Origin of the sequence: Amycolatopsis sp. cmx-8-4 (genome assembly GCF_046548675.1) — a bacterium.
Taxonomy (GTDB): domain Bacteria; phylum Actinomycetota; class Actinomycetes; order Mycobacteriales; family Pseudonocardiaceae; genus Amycolatopsis.
On the sequence record NZ_JAEBDZ010000024.1, the window covers coordinates 1 to 17,236 of the forward strand.

18 protein-coding genes are annotated in these 17,236 nt (G+C 72.2%); 4 read left to right on the forward strand and 14 right to left on the reverse strand.

What is annotated here, in order from left to right; translation table 11 throughout:
* The 3 genes from ACLJQZ_RS36480 to ACLJQZ_RS36490 form a co-directional block, all read right to left on the reverse strand.
* Positions 1-485 (reverse strand): transposase domain-containing protein (locus ACLJQZ_RS36480; RefSeq protein ID WP_410624783.1); only part of this gene is annotated, 485 nt, incomplete at its 3' end.
* Between the two features lie 50 nt (positions 486-535).
* Entirely contained in the window at positions 536-943 is a 408-nt protein-coding gene (locus tag ACLJQZ_RS36485) for a VOC family protein (RefSeq protein ID WP_410624785.1), read from the reverse strand.
* Positions 944-966: 23 nt separating this feature from the next.
* A complete protein-coding gene (locus tag ACLJQZ_RS36490) occupies positions 967-1,512 on the reverse strand; it encodes a CGNR zinc finger domain-containing protein (RefSeq protein ID WP_410624787.1) in 546 nt (181 codons plus the stop codon).
* Between the two features lie 101 nt (positions 1,513-1,613).
* Here ACLJQZ_RS36490 and ACLJQZ_RS36495 point away from each other — a divergent pair, with 101 nt between their 5' ends.
* Positions 1,614-2,465, forward strand: coding sequence for an alpha/beta fold hydrolase (locus ACLJQZ_RS36495; protein WP_410624789.1), 852 nt, complete (start codon positions 1,614-1,616; stop codon positions 2,463-2,465).
* Between the two features lie 120 nt (positions 2,466-2,585).
* Here the strand turns inward: ACLJQZ_RS36495 and ACLJQZ_RS36500 are convergent, their stop codons facing one another.
* The 5 genes from ACLJQZ_RS36500 to ACLJQZ_RS36520 all read right to left on the reverse strand — a co-directional run bounded on the left by ACLJQZ_RS36500 (position 2,586) and on the right by ACLJQZ_RS36520 (position 6,473).
* The gene (locus ACLJQZ_RS36500; RefSeq protein ID WP_410624790.1) at positions 2,586-2,987 is read right to left on the reverse strand and encodes a hypothetical protein; all 402 of its coding nucleotides are present in this window, start codon (positions 2,985-2,987) and stop codon (positions 2,586-2,588) included.
* Positions 2,987-3,805, reverse strand: coding sequence for a heavy metal-binding domain-containing protein (locus ACLJQZ_RS36505; protein ID WP_247061439.1), 819 nt, complete (start codon positions 3,803-3,805; stop codon positions 2,987-2,989). Before ACLJQZ_RS36505 ends, ACLJQZ_RS36500 begins: the two co-directional genes overlap by 1 nt.
* A 9-nt stretch (positions 3,806-3,814) precedes the next feature.
* The gene (locus ACLJQZ_RS36510) at positions 3,815-4,612 is read right to left on the reverse strand and encodes a heavy metal-binding domain-containing protein (RefSeq protein ID WP_326946551.1); all 798 of its coding nucleotides are present in this window, start codon (positions 4,610-4,612) and stop codon (positions 3,815-3,817) included.
* 74 nt (positions 4,613-4,686) lie between these two features.
* Positions 4,687-5,445, reverse strand: a complete 759-nt coding sequence (locus ACLJQZ_RS36515; RefSeq protein ID WP_410624792.1) for a heavy metal-binding domain-containing protein — start codon at positions 5,443-5,445, stop codon at positions 4,687-4,689.
* A gap of 2 nt (positions 5,446-5,447) precedes the next feature.
* Positions 5,448-6,473 (reverse strand): carbohydrate kinase family protein, encoded by a 1,026-nt coding sequence (locus tag ACLJQZ_RS36520; protein WP_410624794.1) that lies wholly within the window; start codon positions 6,471-6,473, stop codon positions 5,448-5,450.
* Between the two features lie 116 nt (positions 6,474-6,589).
* Here ACLJQZ_RS36520 and ACLJQZ_RS36525 point away from each other — a divergent pair, with 116 nt between their 5' ends.
* Both ACLJQZ_RS36525 and ACLJQZ_RS36530 read left to right on the forward strand, forming a co-directional pair.
* Positions 6,590-7,339, forward strand: a complete 750-nt coding sequence (locus tag ACLJQZ_RS36525; RefSeq protein ID WP_247061443.1) for a DeoR/GlpR family DNA-binding transcription regulator — start codon at positions 6,590-6,592, stop codon at positions 7,337-7,339.
* Positions 7,336-8,628 (forward strand): 6-phospho-beta-glucosidase, encoded by a 1,293-nt coding sequence (locus ACLJQZ_RS36530; protein ID WP_410624796.1) that lies wholly within the window; start codon positions 7,336-7,338, stop codon positions 8,626-8,628. The genes ACLJQZ_RS36525 and ACLJQZ_RS36530 overlap by 4 nt, the downstream gene beginning before the upstream one ends.
* A 39-nt stretch (positions 8,629-8,667) precedes the next feature.
* Here ACLJQZ_RS36530 and ACLJQZ_RS36535 read toward each other — a convergent pair whose 3' ends face one another.
* Positions 8,668-9,375, reverse strand: a complete 708-nt coding sequence (locus ACLJQZ_RS36535; protein ID WP_410624989.1) for an SDR family NAD(P)-dependent oxidoreductase — start codon at positions 9,373-9,375, stop codon at positions 8,668-8,670.
* Positions 9,376-9,601: 226 nt separating this feature from the next.
* Between ACLJQZ_RS36535 and kstD the strand changes: the two genes are divergently transcribed.
* Positions 9,602-11,335, forward strand: coding sequence for a 3-oxosteroid 1-dehydrogenase (kstD, locus tag ACLJQZ_RS36540; protein ID WP_410624798.1), 1,734 nt, complete (start codon positions 9,602-9,604; stop codon positions 11,333-11,335).
* On the opposite strand, the gene ACLJQZ_RS36545 is transcribed toward kstD, so the two are convergent.
* The 5 genes from ACLJQZ_RS36545 to ACLJQZ_RS36565 form a co-directional block, all read right to left on the reverse strand.
* Positions 11,332-12,360 carry an LLM class flavin-dependent oxidoreductase gene (locus ACLJQZ_RS36545; RefSeq protein WP_410624799.1) on the reverse strand — a complete coding sequence of 343 codons (1,029 nt, stop codon included), beginning with the start codon at positions 12,358-12,360 and terminating at the stop codon, positions 11,332-11,334. The two genes, kstD and ACLJQZ_RS36545, sit on opposite strands and share 4 nt — an antisense overlap.
* 44 nt (positions 12,361-12,404) lie before the next feature.
* Entirely contained in the window at positions 12,405-13,574 is a 1,170-nt protein-coding gene (locus ACLJQZ_RS36550; protein WP_410624801.1) for a Glu/Leu/Phe/Val dehydrogenase dimerization domain-containing protein, read from the reverse strand.
* Positions 13,575-13,594: 20 nt separating this feature from the next.
* Positions 13,595-14,182: a TetR/AcrR family transcriptional regulator gene (locus tag ACLJQZ_RS36555; RefSeq protein ID WP_326955664.1), complete on the reverse strand. Its 588-nt coding sequence runs from the start codon at positions 14,180-14,182 to the stop codon at positions 13,595-13,597.
* A gap of 32 nt (positions 14,183-14,214) precedes the next feature.
* A complete protein-coding gene (locus ACLJQZ_RS36560; RefSeq protein ID WP_410624803.1) occupies positions 14,215-15,042 on the reverse strand; it encodes a hypothetical protein in 828 nt (275 codons plus the stop codon).
* Positions 15,043-15,534: 492 nt separating this feature from the next.
* Entirely contained in the window at positions 15,535-17,235 is a 1,701-nt protein-coding gene (locus ACLJQZ_RS36565) for a TIGR03086 family metal-binding protein (RefSeq protein ID WP_410624805.1), read from the reverse strand.
* Between the last annotated feature and the right edge of the window lies 1 nt (position 17,236).

Consider the following 17,236-nt stretch of genomic DNA (forward strand, 5'->3'; position numbering starts at 1 on the left):
TTGCCTTCGCCGCGCCCGGATCCGGGACGACCGAACGCGTGCTCGTTCTCGTCGGTGTCGGGCACTGTGAAGGTGGTTCCGTCGACGGCCGTCAACCGCCAGTGCTGATACCACGCACCGATCGTTCCTTCCTCTGCTGTGGGACGTAATACCGCACGGACCACGGTTTCCAGGGGTTCCGGGCCCAAACGGCGGCGAGCATTTCCAATCGACCCGGTCGTGGGCACTCGATAGCCCTGTGTGCCCCGACCGAAGGTGGACATGAGAATTTTCATCGTCGACCGGTAGGACTCGTGTGGAAACAGGCACAGGGCGAGCACAAAATAGAACACTAGTCGGGCGGGCAGGGCGCGCGTCCGCTGTTCCCGGCGCCAGAATTGATCGATAACCCGATCGACCAATTCTGGCGGGAACGTCCGGGTCAGCACGCCGATCGCCGCCTGGTCGGCCAGACTGGCGCCGGCACCACCTGTCTCAAAATCCACAAGTGGGCAGGTTACCGGCCATGCGGCGTTCTAAACGACCGGCATTGGGGCTAGCCGCGGGCGGTGATCTGCTGGATCGCCCACTCGTTGCCGTCGGGGTCGGCGAAGAACACGAAGCCGACGTTGTTCAGGTCGGCCTTGCCGTCCCAGGGACCCGCGCCGACGACCTGGATGTCACCGACGTCGACGCCGCGCTCGACGAGCGTCGCGTGGGCTTTCGGCAGGTCGCCGACGACCAGCTGGAGCCCCTTCATCGAGCCCGGCGGCATGTCCGGCACGGCGCCACAGCCGAACACGACCGAGCAGCCCGAACCCGGCGGGGTCACCTGGACGATCCGGACGCCTTCGACGGGTGCTGTGTCGTGGTCGAGGTGGAAGCCGAGCTTGTCCGTGTAGAAGGCCTTCGCCCGGTCCACATCGGACACCGGTACCACGACCACTTCGAGCGTCCAGTCCATGGTGCGTCCCTCCGTCGGCGGGCTCACACAGTACGCCGCTCGACCACCAGCTGCTGGTGCCGCGCCGCGCGGACGCGGTCGCCGCACGTCGTGGAGCACCAGCGGCGGCGGGCGTGCTCGCGCAGGTAGAACCGGACGCAGCCGTGGGCCTCGCACGGCCGCACCAACCGGCCCAGGTCGCCGCCGGCGACGTCGATCGCGTCGCGGGCCAGGGCCGCGACGGCTTCGTCGACGCTGCCCGGCCGGGTGCCGCGCCACTCGCGGCGCGGGCCGGCGGCCCAGGTGAGCTGCGGCGCGGCGGCGTCGGCGCGGGCGGCCGCGTTCACCGCGTCGACGGCGGCCGCATCCGGCGCCCGGTCCTCGGCCAGCGCGGCCAGCAGCTCGCGGACCGCCGCGCGGAGATCCGTGAGCGGGGTGACGTCGGCCACCGACGTCACCCGGAGCCCGTGCGCGTGCAGCCAGGGGAGCGGGTCTTCGAGGTCGTCGACATCACCGCCGCCGCCGACCCGCTGGGTGTTGACCAGTGCCAGCGCGAGCGAGAGCTCCTCGCCGGGTGCCGCAGTGACCACGTTCGCCTCCCGAGTCCGGACTCCAGTTTCCCCGACCCGTTGACAGCCTACCGCGTCTCATGGATAAATGAGAAAGTAAACATGAGACGCGAGGAGCAATCATGACCGCCGTGCACCACCGCCACGCCACCGTCGCCGGCCACCGGCTCTTCTACCGCGAGGCCGGGCCCGCCGAAGCGCCCACGATCGTGCTGCTCCACGGCTTCCCGACGAGCTCGCACATGTACCGGCACCTGATCCCGGCGCTGGCCGACCGCTACCACGTCATCGCGCCGGATTACCTGGGCGCGGGTGCCTCCGACGCGCCGCCGGTCGGCGAGTTCGGCTACACCTTCGACGCGCTCGCCGAGCTCACGCAGGGCCTGCTCGACCAGCTCGGCCTGACCCGGTTCGTGCTCTACATCCAGGACTTCGGCGCGCCGGTCGGCCTGCGGATCGCCACGGCGAACCCGGACCGCGTCACGGCGATCGTCACGCAGAACGGCAACGCCTACGTCGAGGGCCTCGGCGACGGCCTCCCGCAGAAGCTGGCCGCCGGCACGCTGACCGGCGAGGACCTGCGCGCGATGGTCACCCTCGAGGCGACCAAGGCGCAGTACCTCGACGGTTCGCCGGACGCGGAGCTGGTCAGCCCGGACGTCTGGATCCACGACCAGGCGCTGCTTGACCGGCCGGGCGCCGCGGAGATCCAGATGGCGCTGCTCGCGGACTACCACCACAACATCGGCCTGTACCCGGAGTTCCACGAGTACTTCCGCGCCAGCCAGGTGCCGGTGCTCGCGGTCTGGGGCGGCAACGACGAGATCTTCATCGCCGACGGCGCCCGCGCGTACGCCCGCGACCTGCCGGACGCGGAGATCCACCTGCTCGACGCGGGCCACTTCGCCCTGGAGACGCACTTGGACGCGATCTCCGGCTACATCCGCGGCTTCCTCGGCCGGGTGCTGAGCTGACGCCCGAGCGCTGACAGCCGGATGCTGACGTCCGGTTCTGTCGTACCCCGCGGCTAGGCTGTGTATCCGGGGGTGCTCATCCCGCCCCCGGTACAACTTCCGTTGCGCGACAAGGACTTCTCAGCCGCCGAGGAGGCGTGAGAGCGCGTCCCGGGCTTTCGCGTCCTTCTCGGCCAGCGTCGTCAGCTCCTGGGCCAGCGCCGCCAGCCAGTCGTCGACCGCGGCTTCCTTGCGGCTGATCACCACGCCGCGCACCACCTGGCGGATCTCCGCCGCGACCCCGCCGTGCTTGCCCGCGCTCAAGACCAGGACCCGGTCCGGGGTGGTCACCTGCACCGAAACGACCTGCCCGTCACGCCCCGCGACGCGGTCGGCGAACGTCTTCCGCCGCGCCACCTCGACCATGCCCGCCGGGAGCGCGTCGCCCAGCGTTTCCGACAGGACCCGGTGGTAGGACTCGACGTCCGCGCGGTCGGTGCGCAGTGCCGCCACCAGCAAGTGGAACTCCAGCTCGGCGCCCATCAGTCGGTGAGGGGCAGCACGAGCTGCGGCTTGGCGATGTGGTGGTCCTCGCGCAACGGCTTCACCGCGGTGCCGATGGCGAAGAACTCCGTCGTGTGCCCGCCCCAGCGGTGCGGCAGCGAGAGCAGCTGCACGCCGACGATCCCTTCCGCCTCAAGCTGTTCCGCCTCGGTCTGCATCCGCGACATCGCGAGCTCGCGCGCGTCGTAGAGCGCTTCGGTGTACTGCGGGATCTCGACGTTCTGGCCGATGTTGCCCATCATCTGCCGGAACCGCTGGTGCGCGATGTGGTAGACGCAGGTGCCCATCACCATGCCCAGCGGCGCGTACCCGGCCTGCACGAGCGTCCAGAAGTCCTGCCCGGACAGGTCCGAGGTGAACGGCTTCCCGGTGTTGTTGCGCCACTGCCCGGGTTCGTCGGCCTTCACCGCGGTGCCGACGGCGATGAACTCGGCGAGGTCGCTGCCGAACTCCTTGAACTCGATCTCGAGCCGGACCGCGACGATGCCGTCCGCGCCCAGCACGTCCGCCTCCGCCTCCATCCGGGACATCGCGAGCTCGCGGGCGTGGTACATCGCCTGGGAAAGCCGGTCCAGCTCCTGGTTCTTGCTCCACCGGCCCATCTGGAACCCGACGTGGTAGATGCTCGACCCGAGCACCAGCCCGAGCGGCCGGAACCCGGCTTCGCGCACGAGCAGGAACTCGTTGACGCTCAGGTCCGACGTGAACAGGCTGGTCTTCTGGCCCGGTCGCATCTCGGCGAGCCGGCGCATCGCATCCTCGGGGATGTGCTGCCCGGCGGGGTCCGCGGTGGTCACGAAGCCTCCTCAGGAACGGTTCAACGGAAGGATCTTGAGCGCGCTGGTCGGGGCGGCGCGCCCGGTGTGGAAGCGGGCGATCGCGGTGCCGGTGACGGACGCGATGCCGGCCATCGCGACCTCCTGCACGGGCCAGGTCCGCAGGGTCATGCCGGAGACGATGCCGCCGTCGGCGCCGGCGTCGCGGATCGCGCGGGCGAACTCGGCCCGCGCGGCGGCCCGGACTTCGGTGACGACCCGCGTGGGCGCGTCCACTTCGGTGTTCCCGGCCCAGGTGGTCGTCTGGTACTGCATGTTGTAGTCGTACTGGGCGCGCCCGGCGATGCCGACCGCGAGACGCACCGGCACCCAGCCCGCCTGCATCAGCTTCCCGACGTCCTGGCCGGGCAGGTCGGTGGTGAACAGCCGCCGCGGCCGCTGCTTCGTCTCCGCGCGCACGGCGGTGCCGAGGGCGACGAACTCCTCCATCACGCCGTCGAGCGAGGTGACGGTGAACCCGATGCCGAGCACGCCGTCGGCCCCCAGGGCGGTGGCCTCCTGGGCGAGCCGGTCGAGCGCGGTCGAGTAGCCCTGCCGCAGCATGCCGGAGATCAGCTTGACCTGGTCGTCGGCGAAGACAGCGGTGCCGGCCCAGCCGACCTGCTGCACGACGCAGCCCATGACCTCGCCGACCGCGGTGAAGCCGGCGATTTCGGCGCCCACCGCACTGGGCACGCTCATCAGCGACGTCTTGAGCCCGGACGCGGCGTAGCGCTCGACGCGGGCCCGCGCGACGGGAGGCAGGCCACGACCGTCCCACTCGGGCACTTCGGACCTCCCTCGGTCGGCTTCTCCCGCCATCGTGGCACGGATCCGCGCCGGGGGCGGCGGAGCCGGGGTGATCAGTCCGGATGCTCCCGGTTCTGGGGAAGGATCTTGCGTGCGCCGGGTCGGCCGCGGCGGTCCAGCGGCAGCACGGCCAGCGCGTCCCGGGGCGCCGGACCGGGACCACACCGGGCGATCGCGGTGCCGAACACGCCCGCCACCGCCGCCGCGCCGGTGCGGCCGAGGGGCCACGCGCTCAGCGTCGTCGCCGACACCAGGCCGCCGTCCGCGCCCGAAAGCCGGACCGCCTCCAGGAACTCCGCGCGGGCCGCCGCCCGCACCCGCGTCACCAGTTCCGTCGGCGCCGCGATCTCCCGGGCCGGGCGGTCCGGCATCGCGAGGTCGTAGACCGTGCCGCCGTCGAGGCCGATCGCCAGGGTCACCGGGACCCAGCCCGCCGGCAGGAGCTTCGCGACGTCCGGGCCGGACAGGCTCGTCGTGAAGACCCGGCTCGGCCGCTTGCCGCCGGTGGCGCGGACGGCCGTGCCCAGCACGACGAACTCCCGCGTCCGGCCGGCGCGGGTCACCGTGCACCGGATCGCGAGGACGCCGTCCGCGCCCAGGGCCCGGGCTTCCGCGCGCAGCCGGTCCAGCGCCGTGGCGTACCCGCGGCGCAGGCACGCGGCCGGGCCGCCCGCGCCGGCGTGCTCGACGACGCAGCCCATCACCTCGCCGATCGGCCGCAGCCCCACCGCCTCGGCGCCGACCGCGCCCGGCACCGTCAGCAACGACGTCCGCAGCCCGGACGCGGTGTAGCGAGCGGCGCGGTCCGGCACGGCTATCCCCAGCCGTCCTCGGTGCCGAAGCCGAGCGTCACCGGCCCGCGCCGGGACGTGCCGGTTTCCGTGTCGGCCGGCAGGACCTCGTCGAGGAACGCGTAGTCCGGCCGCCGGGTGCGGGCGTGCCACTGGGCGATCTCGTGCCAGCCGGGCGCGGCGAGCGCGCCACCGAAGTGCTGTACCGACAAGCTCGCGGTCAGGCACGCGAACCGCAGCCGGTCCGCCAGCGACCAGCCGGTCAGCGTCGCGGCGACGAACCCGGCGCCGAAGACGTCGCCCGCGCCGGTGGCGTCGAGGACGTCGACCGGCAGCGCGGGCACGTCGGCCGTCTCGCCGGTGGTGCTGTCGACGGCCAGCACACCCGCGCCGCCGCGGGTGATCACGGCGATCGGCACGAGGTCGGCGAGCGTCGACAGCGCCGCTTCGGGCGTGTCCGTGCGGGTGTAGCGCATGGCCTCGATGTCGTTGGGCAGGAACGCGTGGCAGCACGCCAGCTGGTCCAGCAGCGCCCGCGACCACGCCTCGGACGGGTCCCAGCCGACGTCGGCGAACACGAGGCTGCCGGACTGGTGGGCGGTGTGGACCCAGTCGGCGGTGTCGAGCCCGATGTGGGCGACGGTCGCGCGGCTCGGCGGCGGCGAACCGGCCAGCTCCGCGACGGGCACGGGCGGCGGGTGGCCGTGGGTGACCATCGCGCGGTCGCCGGCGTAGGCGAGCGAGACGGTGACGGGGGAGTGCCACTGCGGGAACCGCCGCGAGCGCGAGAGGTCGATGTTCTCCTGCCGCGAAAGGACGTCCCAGCAGTAGCGGCCGTAGACGTCGGTGCCGAACGCGGCCGCCAGCGACGTCCGCAGCCCGAGCCGGCTCAGCGCGACGGCGAAGTTCGCGATCCCGCCGGGCCCCGAGCCCATGCCGCCCGTCCACACCTCTTCGCCCGGTGCGGGCGGCTTTTCCAGACCGGTGAAGACCAGGTCGAAGAACAGCAGACCGGACAGGAAGACGTCGACGTCGGGTTCAGCCGTCACGGGCGCCTCCAGAGCTGCGCAAGCTTGCGCACGAGACTGCTTGAGTCACGCAGATTTCGCAAGACCTGCGCAAACTCGTCCGTGTGGTGAGCAGGTTTGACTGCTATCGTCGCCGGATGCTGCCCCAGCGCCGCTACGACCTGATCCTGCGGACCCTGCGCGTGGAGGGGCCGGCGCCGGTCGGCGTGCTGGCCGAGCGGCTCGGCGTCAGCCCGGCGACGGTGCGGCGCGACCTGGTGCACCTCGACCGCGAAGGCCGGCTGACCCGCGTCTACGGCGGCGCGGTGGCGTGCGCGGACGACGACGAGCCGTTCGCGCAGGTCGCGGCGGAACGCGCCGACGACAAGGAAGCTGTCGCCCGCCGCGCGGCCGCGCTGGTCGCCGACGGCGACACGGTGCTCCTCGACATCGGCACCACCGCGCACCGGCTGGCTCGGCACCTGCGCGACCGCGCGCTGACCGTGATCACCAGCAGCCTCGCCGTCTACGAAGAGCTGAAGGACGCCGAAGACGTCCAGCTCGTGCTGCTCGGCGGGGTGGTGCGCCGCAGTTACCACTCGATGGTCGGGTTCCTCACCGAGGACGCGCTGCGCCAGGTGCGTGCCGGCACCGTCTTCCTCGGCGCGAGTGGCGTTCGGTGCGACGGCCAGGTGATGGACTCGACCGTCGTCGAGGTGCCGGTCAAGCGGGCGATGGTCGCCGCGGCCGACCGCGTGGTGCTGCTGGCCGACGCGGGCAAGTTCCCCGGCACCGGGCTCGCCAAGGTCTGCGGGCCGGAGGCGCTCGACATCGTCGTCACCAGCGCGGGAGCCGACGAACCGACCTGCGCGGCGCTCGGCGAGGCCGGCGTCGAGGTGCTGCGATGAGGCTCGCGCTGCTCGGCGGCGGCGGGTTCCGCGTCCCGCTGGTGCACGGCGCGCTGCTGGCCGGGGGCGACATCACCGAGCTGGTCCTGCACGACGTCGACGCCGGTCGGCTCGCCGCGATCGAGCGCGTCCTCGCCGAGCAGGCGGCCGGTGTCCCGGGCGCGCCGCGGGTGCGCACGACGACCGACCTGCGCGCCGCACTGTCCGATGTGGACTTCGTGTTCTCCGCGATCCGGGTCGGCGGGATGCGCGGCCGGCGGCTCGACGAGCAGGTCGCGCTCGCGGAAGGCGTGCTGGGCCAGGAAACCGTGGGCGCGGGCGGGATCGCGTACGGCCTGCGGACGGTCCCGGTCGCCGTCGCGCTCGCCCGCACGATCGCCGAGGTGGCGCCGCGCGCGTGGGTCGTCAACTTCACGAACCCGGCCGGCCTGGTCACCGAGGCGATGGCCGGCGTGCTCGGCGGCCGGGTGATCGGCATCTGCGACTCGCCGGTCGGGCTCTGCCGCCGGGTGGCGCGCGCCCTCGGCGTCGACCCGGCGACCGCGCGGTTCGACTACGCGGGCCTGAACCACCTGGGCTGGCTCCGGGCCGTGCACGTCGGCGGCGAGGACGTCCTGCCGCGGTTGCTGTCCGATGTGGACGCACTGGAGTCGTTCGAGGAGGGGAAACTCTTCGGCGCCGGCTGGCTGCGCGCGCTGGGCGCCCTGCCGAACGAGTACCTGCACTATTACTACTTCACCCGCGAAGCCCTGGGTGTCGCGTCACGCGGAGCCTTCCTGCTGGAGCAGCAAAAGCCGTTCTACGCGGAACCGTCGCTGGCGTCGTGGGACCGGACGCGGCTGGAGCGCGAAGAGACGTACATGGCCGAGACGCGCGAAGGCGAACGCGAGGATCTCGAGGGTGGCGGCTACGAGAAGGTCGCGCTGGCGTTGATGCGCGCCCTCGCCGGCGGCGAGCGCGCCACGCTGATCCTCAACGTCGGCAACGGATCCGCGCTCCCGGGCGTCCCGGCCGACGCCGTCGTCGAGGTGCCGTGCCTGGTGGATGCCGAAGGTGCTCGGCCGATCGGCACGGGGCCGTTGCCGGACCACGCGCTGGGTCTGGTGACGGCGGTGAAAGCCGTCGAGTGGGCGACGATCGAGGCGGCGACGACGGGTTCGCGGGAAGCGGCGCTGCGGGCGTTCGCGCTGCACCCGCTGGTCGACTCGGTGTCCGTGGCGCGCCGGTTGCTCGACGGTTACGTCGCCGCGCACCCGGAACTCGCGTACCTGGGAAGCCGGCGCGCGTAGCAGCGGCGCCGGCGTCCCGGCCGGCTCGACGTCGACTCGCTAGACAGCCAGTGCGTTGAACTCCGCCTCGGCTTCGTCGCGTTCGGTGTGCAGGCGCCACGCCCGCTCGGCGATGTCGTCGGGATCCAGCGTTCCCGGCATGGAGCCGGGGGCCTGCTCGGTGAACATCCGGTGGATGTCGCCGCGTTCGATCACGCCGCCGATGGTGAGCGTTCCGGCGTAGACGCCCTTGTCGCGCACCGCCGCGTTGAGGGTCAGGACGTACATGCGCAGCGCCGCCGCCGCCGGGGCGAAGCTGCCCAGCAGCGGGATCGGGTACTTGCCGCTGATGCCGCCGGCGAACAGGAGCGAGCCCGCGCCGCGTTCCAGCATGCGCGGCAGCACGGCCTGGGTCAGCTGCGCCGCCGGGAGCACGATCGACTCGAACGGCACGCGCAGGTGGTCGGCGCCGGCTTCGGTGAGCGGTGCGATGGCCGAGCCGACGCCGAGGTCCGCCGGGCCGAAGTAGGCGGTGTCGATCTCGCCCGCCTCGGCCGTGATGCGGGCGAGGACGGCGTCGACCTGGGCTTTGTCGGTGACGTCGGCGGTGTAGGTGTGCGCGGTGATGCCGGCTTCGGCGAGCGACGCGCGGTAGGTCGCGTGCCGCGCGTCGGTGCGTGAGACCAGCGCCGTCGTGAAGCCTTCGCGGCCGAACCGGTGCGCGATCGACAGGCCGAGCCCGGGACCGACACCCAGGACGGCGAGCACTTTCGACAAGAGGACCTCCTCGGGAGAGAACTTGAGACTGCTCTCAAGTTAGCCAGAAAATGAGGGAGTCGTCAACTTAAGGACCGGTGCGCCGAATGTCGTCAACGGTTGGCGCCACCGGTCCATTCGAGACGGTGACGGCTGCTCCAAGCGGGTAGAACATGTTCCAGTTTCTGGCCGGTACCGACACCATGACGTTCGCCGTTTCGCGAGCGAGGAGTGCGCCATGGATGCCGACCTGACCCGCCGCCAGATCCTGCGTGGCACCGCCGCGGGCGTGGGTTTCGCCGTGACCGCCGGAATCGCGGGGGCGCCGGCCGCCGGGGCGGCGCCGCTCGTGGGGGAGTACGACGTCGTCGTGGTCGGCTCCGGCGCGGCCGGGATGACCGCCGCGCTGACGGCGGCCAAGCGCGGGCTGAGTGTCGTCGTGGTCGAGAAGGCGCCGACGTTCGGCGGGTCCGCCGCGCGGTCCGGCGCGGGCATCTGGATCCCGAACAACCCCGTGCTGCTCGCCGCCGGAGTGCCGGACACTCCGGCGAAAGCCGCGCAGTACCTCGCCGCCGTCGTCGGCCCGGACGTGCCGGCCGCGCGTCAGGAAGCGTTCCTGCGCAACGGACCCGCGATGATCGCGTCCGTCATGGCCAACAGCCCGCTGCGGTTCCGCTGGATGGAGGGCTACAGCGACTACTACCCGGAGCTGCCCGGCGGCCTGCCGAACGGGCGGTCCATCGAGCCGGACCAGTTCGACGGGAACCTGCTGGGCGCCGAGCTGGCGAACCTGAACCCCGCGTACCTCGCGACGCCGGCCGGGCTCGTCGTGTTCAGCGCCGACTACAAGTGGCTGAACCTCGCCGCGGTCAACGCGAAGGGCGCCGCCGTCGCCGCCACGTGCCTCGCGCGGGGGACGGCTGCGGCGCTGGCCGGGCAGAAGCCCCTGACCATGGGGCAGGCGCTGGCCGCCGGCCTGCGGGCCGGGCTGCTCGCCGCGAACGTCCCGGTGCTGCTGAACACCCCGCTCACCGACCTGAACGTCGAAAACGGCGCGGTCACCGGGGTTCTGGTGCCCCAGGGGCTGATTCGCGCGCGACGCGGCGTGATCGTCGGCTCGGGTGGCTTCGAGCACAACGCGGCCATGCGCGCGCAGTACCAGCGCCAGCCGATCGGCACGGCCTGGACGGTCGGCGCGAAGGAGAACACCGGTGACGGCCACCGCGCCGGTCAGCGGGCCGGCGCCGCGCTCGACCTGATGGACGACGCGTGGTGGGGCCCGGCGATCCCGACCCCCGGCGACCCGTACTTCTGCCTGGCCGAGCGAACCCTGCCCGGCGGCCTGATCGTCAACCAGGCCGGGCAGCGGTTCGTCAACGAAGCCGCGCCCTACAGCGACGTCGTGCACACGATGTACGACAAGAACCCGTCGGCGCCGGACATTCCCGCGTGGCTCATCGTCGACCAGAGCTACCGCAACAAGTACCTGTTCCGCGACATCCTGCCGCTGCTGCCGTTCCCGGACGCCTGGTACAGCGCGGGCGCGGTCTTCAAGGCGTCGAGCATCCAGGCACTCGGCTCGGCGATCGGCGTGCCGCCGGCCGCGTTGAAGTCCACAGTGGACCGGTTCAACGGCTTCGCGTGGGCGGGCGTCGACCGCGACTTCCGGCGCGGCGCGAGCGCGTACGACCACTACTACACGGACCCGCTGGTGCTGCCCAGCTCCTGCCTCGCGCCGCTGTGGGCACCGCCGTTCTACGCGCTCAAGCTCGTCCCCGGCGACCTGGGCACGAAGGGTGGCATGCGCACGGACGCCCGGGCGCGCGTGCTGCGCCCGGACGGCTCGGTGATCCCCGGTCTCTACGCCGCCGGCAACGCCAGCGCGGCCGTGATGGGCCACAGCTACGCGGGCGCGGGCTCGACCATCGGCCCGGCGATGACGTTCGGCTACATCGCCGCGAACGACGTCTAGAACTCCTTCTGCACCAACGGGAGTACCTCGGTGCCGAGGAGCTCGATGGCCTTCATGACGTCCTGGTGCGGCACGCCGGACCAGTCCATCTGCAGCGCGTACCGATCGGCGCCGGTGAGCTTGCCGACGGAGATCAGCCGCTCGGCGATCTCCTGCGGGCTGCCGACGAACAGCGCCTGCGCGCCTTGGGCGTACGTGTCGTACTCGGCGCGGGTCGGGATCGCCCAGCCGCGGGCCTTCGCGCCGTACTTCATCGTCTCGAGCCAGTACGGGTAGAACGTCTCCTTCGCGTCCTGCGAGTTCGGCGCGATGAGCCCGATGGCGCTCATCGTGACGTGCAGGTCCTCGCGCTGGTGCTCGCCCGCTTCGCCGGCTTGGCGGTAGAGGTCGACCAGCGGCGCGAAGCGCTCCGGACGGCCGCCGATCACGGCGTAGACCACGGGCAGGCCGAGCAGGCCCGCGCGGATCGACGACTCGGGGTTGCCGCCGGTGCCGACGGAGATCCGCAGCCGCCGGCCGTAGGGCCGGGGGAGGATCCGCACGTTGTCGAGCGGCGGCCGGAACTTGCCGGACCAGGTGAGCGGGTCCTCGCGGTCGATCCGCAGGAGCAGGGCGAGCTTCTCCTCGAAGAGCTCGTCGTAGTCGCCGAGGTCGTTACCGAACAGCGGGAACGACTCGGTGAACGACCCGCGCCCGGCCAGCAGCTCGGCGCGGCCGTGGCTGAGCTGGTCGAGGGTCGTGAACTGCTGGTAGACGCGCACCGGGTCCTCGGTGCTCAGCACGGTCACGGCGGAGCTCAGGGTGATCTGGTCCGTCACGCTCGCGGCCGCGGCCAGCACCGTGGCCGGGTTCGAGATGGCGTACTGGTCGAGGTGGTGTTCGCCGAGGCCGTAGAAGGACAGGCCCAGCTCGTCGGCGAGCTTGATCCGCTCGAGGGTGTTGGCCAGCTGCTGGGCCACGGAGACCTGGTCGCCGGTGCGGGGGTCCGGCGGCCGGTCGCCGAAGCTGTAGATACCGAGTTTCATAGAGCGTTCAACTATCTTTCGGTCCGATTCGTTCCCGGGGTGGGTCATCCGAACCTCGCCTGGATGGCTTCGAGGTTCTTCTCCGACAGCGCCAGGGCGGCGGCACGCAGGCCGAGGCCGTCGCGCGCTGCCTGCTCGGCCATGCCCGTCACCAGCTCGCGCATGCGGGTGCGGACCTTGGCGAAGGCCGCTTCGGCGCCTGCCTCGACGTCGCCGAAGAGCGTCCACCACCACCAGGAGTTGGTCGCCGAGTTGGCCACGAAGTCCGGCACGACCCGGATCCCGCGTGCGCCGAGCAGCTGCTCGGCCTCCGCCGTCACCGGCATGTTGGCCGCCTCGACGACGAGCTTCGCGCCGATCCGGGCCTGGTTGCCGGCGTCGACGCAGTAGGAGACGGCCGCGGGCACGAGCACCTCGGCCGGCACGTCCAGCCACGCTTCCGGCGGCAGCAGCTCGTCGCCGGGCTTCAGGTGGTCGCGGTCGATGCCGCCGAAGCGGTCCCGGTGCCGGAGCAGGTTCTCGACGTCGAGGCCGTTCGGGTTGGTGACGACACCGTGGACGTCCGCGACGCCGACGACGTCGAGCCCGGCTTCGGCGAGGAACCGCGCGGTGGCGCCGCCCATCGAGCCGAAGCCCTGGACGACCACCCGGTTCGGTCCGTCGAGGCCCAGCACTTCGAGACCGGTCAGCGTGGCCTGCGCGACGCCGAGGCCGCCGACCAGCTCGTCGAGGCCCAGCCCGCCGACCTCGATCTTGAACGCGGCCGCGAGCCGTTCGACCGCCTCGCCGCGGTCTTCGAGCAGCGGGTGGATCGCCTGGATCGAACTCCGCAGGCCGATCTCGGTGATGACGCTGTCGATGACGTCCTGGCGCAGGCCCAGGTCCTCGCCCAGGGTCCAGTACTGCTCGATCAGCGGCCGCATGGCGTGCAGGTAGCGGGCGACGACGTCGCGGGCCCGCTCGTCGTACGGGTCGAAGTCGATGCCGCCCTTCGCGCCGCCGAGCGGGACGTACCGGCCGGCCGGGTCGTAGTTGAGGCCTTCCTTGAGCGTCATGCCCCGGGCCAGGCCGCGGACCTCGGCCAGCGTGCAGCCGCGGCGCATCCGCAGCCCGCCACTGGCGACGCCGCGGACCAGCCGGTCGATCACCAGGTAGCCGCGGCACCCGGTGCCGGGGTCGGTCCACGTCACCTCGAGGAACGCGGGTTCGGTCATCACCCCTCCTGATCGGTGAGTCAGTTACGGCCCAGTTCGAGGGTCATGGCCTGCTCGATCCACCGGGCGCAGTCGTCGGCGGTGACGGTGCCTTCGCGGGCGACGACCTGCATGGCCAGCCCGTCGAGCAACGCGGTCAGCCGCCACGCGGCGCCATGCGGGTCGGGGCACCGGAACTCGCCGGCCCCGACGCCCTCGGCGATCAGCGCGACGACGGCGTCGCGCCACCGCAGGTCCAGCCGCTGCAGGACGGCGCGCAGCTGGGTGTCCCGCATCGCCGCGGCGCCCGCCTCGATCCACAGTTTCCAGCCGTGCGCGGGTTCGGTGGGGCCGTACAGTGCCAGGACGGCCCGCAGCCGTTCGCCGGCTGGGCCGCCGCGGTCGAGTTCGCCGCGCAGGACCGCGAGGTTGGTCTCGGCGGCCTGCCGGAAGGCCTCGATGATGAGGGTTTCGAGGGTGCCGAAGTGGTAGAAGATCAAGGCCGTGCTGACGTCGAGGGCTTTCGCGACGTCAGCCGCCCGCACCCCGGCGATGCCCCGCGCGCGGACCTGTTCGAGCGCGGCGAGGACGATCTCTTCCCGCCGCACCGACACCGACTTCCGCGCCATGCGGCTCACCGTACCGCCTGCTGACCGATCGGTCAGTACCGCAGTTCGGTGATCAGCGTCCGCAGCCACGACCCGGCCATCGCCGGCTCCCCGGTGACGGCCCGGACGAGCTGTTCCCTCGTCCGGGCCCGCCGGCCGGCGTCGACCAGCGCGAACGCTTCGGCCAGGGCGCTCCGGGTGGCTTTCCCGCGGTCGGGGGACCGGACGCTCTCGTCGGTCCACCGCTGCCGCGGGAACGACGGCGTGAGTTTCGGTTGGTGGTCGCCGAAGTAGTACCAGACGTCGCGGTCGAGCGAAACGTTCCGGACCGCGGCCGCCGGCAGCTCGGCCGGCCAGCCCGCGTCTTCCCGCCACCGCCAGGACAGGTTGCGGGGCGTGACGCCGAGGAACCGCAGCTTCCGCCGGATCACCGGCCAGGCCTCCCGGTCTTCGGCGATCCACCGGCGCAGCTGCCGGTAGAGCTCGGTGAAGGTCTCGCCTTCGTGGACGAGGTCGACGAACACCGTGGGCCGCGTGCCCCGCGCCAGCCGGTACGGCGTGATGCCGGCCGCCGCGAGGTGCTCCCGCAGCAGCGTGGTGTCGTGTTTCGTGAAGTCCCGCCGCGGTTTCAGGGACATCGGCAGCTGGTGGACGCGGTCGTGCCAGGAGGTGCGTTCGAGGGCCCCGCCGAGGAGGTCGTGCATGCTGTCGAGCGAGCGGCCCACGAAGTGGAGCTTGCCGTTTCCACAGCGCGCCAGGACTTTCCCGGTGGCTTCGGTGAGCTGGGAGAGGAACCAGAGGTGCGGTTCCCGGGCGTCGTCGAGGAGCGTCCCGACCTGGTCGGGACGCACGAGGTCCCAACGGAAGGGCCGGTTCGTCATAGCTCGAGGTTAGGATCGCCGTTCCTTGCGGGGCAACGGATTTTCGCGCGGCTTCGGTGGGTTCGTTCATGGCGCTCCCGGGTCGTGAGGGGTCCACTGTGGAATGTGCGGCGGCCGGTGGTGCATCGGCCGCGCGGCGGGTGGTCGCCGCCGCGAGCCGGTCGGGCCTGGGCTGCCCGAGGGGAGGCCGTGGCGGGTCGGTGGTGGGGTTGGCTGCCGGCCGAGTGGAGAGGTGCTGTGCAGGACGGTGTTACCGGGGTGGTCGCCGCCGCGAGCCGGTCGGGCCTGGGCTGCCCGAACGCAGCTTGCGGTGGGGCAGGCGATGGCTGCTGGCCGTCAGTTCGCGAGCTGGATGGCTTGTGCCGTCGGTTCGGCTGCTGCGGCCGGTGGCGCTGATGTTGCCGTCGGCCGGGGGAGGCGCCGCCGGGCGGGGCTGACTGAGGGGAGCTGTGGCGGGGGAGGTCCCGACCCCCGCAGCGATGAGATGGCGCCTCAGGCCGTCCAGTGGGGGTCGCGGCCCAGGTACCTCAGCAGCGCCGACACCGCGTCGTCCTCGGCCAGTGCCGGCAGGGCCGGGGCGTAGGCGAACCCTCGCAGTGGCTCGGCCAGTTCCTTGGCCACCGGCAGCAAGGCCTCCGCCAGTTCGTTTGTCAGTAACGACTTCCGGCCCGTCGCCGCCGCGATGTCCCAGGCGTGGACCGCGGCGTCGAGGGCTGCCGCGCCGACGGCCACCGGGGCCGGCAGTGCGCCTTGGGGGAGGGGCGTCGGGACCGCGGCGGCGTCGGGGGTGATCGTCGCGAACGCGGCCTCGGCCGCCGCCAGCTTGGGCTCCAGGAAGGCGCTCGCCGAGCCGGTGAGGGTGCCCGACGGGGCGAACGGGTTGAAGTCCGGGCCCGGTTCACCCGTGATGAACGCGGCGTACCCCAGCTGGTCGGCCGCCGCGTGTTGCAGGACCTGGGTGACGTTCCAGTCCGCGCACGGCGTCGGGGCCGACCAGTCCTCGACGCCTTCGATCGCCGAGCGCAAAGCCGCGTGGGCCTGGTCCAGGACCGGCCAGGGGCGGGAAAGGCCGGCGAAGAACCGGCGGATGTCGGCGACCAGGATCTCGGGGGCCTCGTGTGCTGCGTAGTGGCCGGCGGCGTCGCGCGGGCCGCCGCCTCCGGTGCCGGCGTCGTAGCTGTTCCAGCCGACGATGTTCGCGTGGTCGCGGTCGGCGAACCGGCGGATCGACTGGAAGTCGCCCTTGAACATCGCCAGCGCCGTCGGGACCGTGGTCGGCGCCGCGGGGTGCGCCGGCCTCTGCGCGTCCTCGTAGTAGAAGCGGATCGACGAGCCGCCGGTCCCCGTCAGCCAGTACAGCGCCACGTTCGCCAGGACGAAGTCGGCGTCCAGGCTTTTGCCGAACAGCTGCGCGTTCCACGCCAGCAGGGCCAGCGGCGAGTCGGCGAGCGCGAACGCCAGCGTGTGCGGCTGCTGGCTGTGCAGGGTGTTGAAGGAGAACATCGACTCGTAGAACCACTGCAAGTGCGCCAGCGCGGCCTGATCGGTCGCGCTCAGGTCCACCATCTCCGCCGGGTCGCCCGACGGGAACGAGAACAGCTGCGTGACGTGCACGCCGACGACCTTCTCCGGCGCGAGCCGGCCGATCTCCGGCGAGATCATCGAACCGGCGTCGTTGCCCACGGCGCCGTACGACTCGTAGTCCAGCCGGCTCATCAGCTCGGCCCACGCCGCCGCGGTGCGGTGCGTGCCCCAGCCCGCGGATTTCACCGGGCCCGAGAACCCGAAGCCCGGCAGCGACGGGATCACCAGGTGGAACGCCGGCGCCTCGGGCGACTCCGGCTCGGTCAGCGGGCCGATGACGTCGAGGTACTCGGCGGCCGATCCCGGCCAGCCGTGCGTCAGCACCAGCGGGGTGGCGTCCGCGCGGGACGACCGGACGTGCAGGAAGTGGATCGTCTCGCCGTCGATCTCGGTCGTGAACTGCGGATACGCGTTAAGCCGCGCCTCGAAGGCCCGCCAGTCGAACCGCTCCAGCCAGTGCTCGGCCAGCGCGCGGACCCGCTCGTTCGTGACGCCGTACCCGGCCGGCAGGTCGTCCGGCCAGAGGGCGCGCTGGAGCCGCGCCCGCAGGTCGTCGAGGGCGGACTGCGGGATCTCGGCGCGGACGGGGCGAAGGGCGGGGACCGTCATG